Raw genomic sequence first — 3,389 nt, 5'->3', positions numbered from 1 at the left:
AAGTCGTCCCAAGAGAGATAAAAGCCGTTTCGGGTTTCTGCCTTTCAATTGCTTGCGCATCACGTAGATCCGCTTTGGATTGCCAATGCCGGCGGCTTTGGCAATGACGGCCACATCACGTTCTCCTTGTTGTTCCAGTAGCAGGACCCAAAGCAAGCCACGGATTTGTCCTGTGAGGGTGGCAACGATGCGTAGGGCGGGTTCACCCGCATCAATGAGGGCATCCAGGAGGCCAATGGCACCCCCAGCATCGCCTTCCAGCAAGGCATCGCCCACGGCGAAGGCATTGGTGGCTTGGCCGTCAATCAGGGTCTGCACGGCTTCGGCACTGATGCGCTCCTGCCCATGGCTTTCGGCGTGGAGCGCCAGCTTTTGCAATTCCATGGTGAGGCGTGCGCTGTCATTGCCGATGGCATCAACGAGTGCGGATACGGCCTCCGTTTCCATGCTCACGTTGAGATCCGCGGCTGTGCGCTCCACCAGTTGGCGTTGGCCGGCTCCATCCCAGATCGCCGGAAGTTGGAACTTTTGTTCGCTAGCGAGCCCTTGCTTGACCCGTTTTTGAAGAGCCTTTGTGGTGCGTAAGCGTCCGTCTGGTTTGGCTGGGTTGGTGAGCAACAGCTGGGTGCTGTCTGGGATGAGTTCGAGGGAAGCTTCAAAGCGATCCGCGAGTTCGCTTGGGCAGGCATTGCAAAAGGGTGAGCGTTGCAGCAACACCACCCGCATTCCCGCCCCGAAAGGAGGAGTGCGTGCCTCCTCCAGGGCCTGTTGAGCCTGGCCGGCTTCGCTGCCGTCGAGGCGGCTGAGGTTGATGCTGCTCCAGCTTGGGTCAATCGCTTCCTCGATCAGGGCTGCGACGGCACGATCGCGGGCGGCACTGTCGTCACCCCAGAGCAGATGGATTGGCATGGAGAAGCTGGGAGCTCAGGGGGCGGCTTTGCGTCGATGATGCCCGAGTTGCGTCTGGATTCCTCTGAACCGCGATCATCCGATCTTTTCTGAAAGCATTCGCCGCATTCGGGCCCTGCTGGGAGACACCGGTTTGGACCCGTTGTCACGAGACGTTCTCGAACGGCTGGTGCACAGCAGTGGGGATCCCTCTTTGGCGGCCCTGCTGCAGTTCAGCCCCGGTGCCTGTGTTGCCGGACTTCAGGCTCTCAAGGCGGGAGCTCTGATCCTCACGGACACAGCGATGGCGGCAGCGGCGGTGCGGCCGATGGCGGCTCGTACCGCGGGGAATGAGGTGCGTTGCCTGCTCGATTGGGCTCCGGCTCAGTCGCCGCAGGGATCTACCCGTTCGGCAGCGGCGATGGTTCGCGCGTGGCCGGAGCTGATCCAGGCCGCCGAGGTTGCAAGTCAGCCCTTGCCTCTTGTGCTCATTGGCAGTGCTCCAACGGCCTTGGAGCAACTCCTGGATCAACTGGATGCGGGGGCAGAGGCTCCAAGCCTGGTGATTGGCATGCCGGTGGGGTTTGTGGGAGTGCCGGAAAGCAAGAGTCGCTTGGCGCAGTCCACCCTGAATCAGATCCGCTTGGACGGCACCCGCGGCGGGGCTGGCCTGGTGGCAGCAGCCGTGAATGCCTTGCTACGTCAGGTGGCGAGTTGATCCAACACTTGGCGTGCACGCTGCACCACGCTGGCAGGCACCCCAGCTAGGCGGGCAGCTTCGATGCCGTAGCTGCGGCTTGCTCCACCGGCGGCGACGCGATGGAGAAACACCAGATCGCTGCCGGTTTCTTCCACCAGCACTTGGCAGTTGGCCACGTTGGAGCGCTCTGCGGCCAGGGCATTCAGCTCGTGATAGTGGGTGGCAAACACGGTGCGGGCCTGGAGATCACCGGCCAGATGTTCGCTCACGGCCCAAGCGATCGAGAGTCCATCAAAGGTGGCGGTACCCCGTCCGATTTCGTCGAGAAGGACAAGTGAGCGGTCGCTGGCGTGATGCAGGATGTTGGCGGTTTCAGCCATTTCCACCATGAAGGTGGATTGGCCGGCGGCGAGGTCATCCACAGCGCCTACGCGCGTGAAGATTCGATCTGCGATTCCGATCCGTGCCGTTTGTGCCGGAACCCAACTGCCGATCTGGGCCAGCAGCTGGATCAGGCCGATCTGGCGTAGGTAGCAGCTTTTGCCGCTGGCATTCGGCCCGGTGAGGACCACTAAATCGATGCCTGTACCTAACTCGCTGTCATTCGGGGTGAAGGCGTCCTCCACCAGCAGTTGCTCGACCACCGGATGGCGGCCCTGTTCGATCACCAGGCTGCGATCCGCTGTGATCTCAGGAGCACACCAACCTCCTGTGGCAGCGGCCTCCGCCAGGCTGGTGAGGGCATCAAGGCCCGCGATCGCCCGCGCAGATCGGCGGATTGCTTCTGCGTGATCGCCGATCTGTGCACGCAATTCACAGAACAGTTCGTACTCGCGTTGCGCGGCACGGGCACGCATCTGAAAGATCTGCCCTTCCCTTGCCTTGAGGTCGGGGGTGATGAAGCGTTCCTCATTCGCCAGGGTTTGCCGCCGAATCCAGTGGTCGGGCACGGCGCCTGAGCGGGCCCGGCTCACCGATAGGAAATACCCAAAGGTGCGGTGATATTGAAGCTTGAGGTTGCTGTTGTTGCTGCGCTGACGTTCGAGTTGCTCCTGTTCCGCCAGCCACTTTTCTTGGTCATCGAGCTGATTGCGCAAGCCATCCAAGAGTGGGTCGACTCCGTCGTGGATCAGCCCCCCTTCGCTGAGGCTCAGCGGTGGGCTGTCCACCAGTTGATGCCGGATGCTCGCTCCGAGAGTCGCGAGTGCTGGATCAGGTTTCAGCACATCCGACAGCCAAGAGGGTCCACCCTTGAGCTGGCTGGCGATCAGGTTGGCGAGCTGGGGTAAGCGCCCTAAGCCGTCGGCGATTGCCACGAGATCTCGGGCTCCGGCATGCCCTGCACCGGCCCTTCCGGCGAGACGCTCCAGGTCACCCATGGGACGCAGCAAGCGCCGCAAGGCTTGGCGCAACGGTCGCTTGCTCACCAATTGGCTCACGCTTTCTTGGCGGGTTCGGATGATGGAGGGATCCATTAACGGGGCCTCAATCCAGCGGCGCAAACAACGCGCGCCCATGGCGGTGAGGGTGCGATCGATCGCCCAGAGCAGTGAGCCCTGAAATTGGTTGTCACGCTGGGTAGCGGTGAGCTCGAGGTTGCGTCGGGTTTGGGCATCCAGCACCAGCGCGTCTCCTGGGAAGCAGGTGATCGGTCGCTCCAAGGGCGGAGGGGTGATGCCGTTGTCGTCTAGTGGACAGGTCTCGCCGAGGTAGGAGATCAGTCCGCCGGCGGCGCGCATGGCAAGGGGAACGTTTTGCAGCCCTAAACCGTCGAGGGTTTGTAATCGGAATCGCTCCAAGA

Annotated in this window: 3 protein-coding genes; 1 reads left to right on the top strand and 2 read right to left on the bottom strand. The window is 62.1% G+C overall.

The window, feature by feature from the left end:
• Window positions 1–909, bottom strand: a 909-nt coding sequence (gene holA, locus NCN04_RS09675; RefSeq protein ID WP_250395953.1) for a DNA polymerase III subunit delta, incomplete at its 3' end; no start/stop codon positions are given.
• A 133-nt stretch (window positions 910–1,042) separates the two neighbouring features.
• Between holA and NCN04_RS09670 the strand changes: the two genes are divergently transcribed.
• Complete coding sequence (locus tag NCN04_RS09670; RefSeq protein ID WP_502988785.1) at window positions 1,043–1,606, top strand: precorrin-8X methylmutase; 564 nt, start codon at window positions 1,043–1,045, stop codon at window positions 1,604–1,606.
• Here the strand turns inward: NCN04_RS09670 and mutS are convergent.
• Window positions 1,591–3,389, bottom strand: a 1,799-nt coding sequence (gene mutS, locus NCN04_RS09665; RefSeq protein ID WP_250395952.1) for a DNA mismatch repair protein MutS, incomplete at its 5' end; no start/stop codon positions are given. The two genes, NCN04_RS09670 and mutS, sit on opposite strands and share 16 nt — an antisense overlap.

The sequence above is a fragment of the Synechococcus sp. MU1655 genome (genome assembly GCF_023630655.1).
In the GTDB taxonomy this organism is placed as follows: Bacteria; Cyanobacteriota; Cyanobacteriia; order PCC-6307; family Cyanobiaceae; genus Synechococcus_C.
Note: the sequence above shows the minus strand (reverse complement) of the source record. Positions and strands in the feature narration are given on the sequence as shown.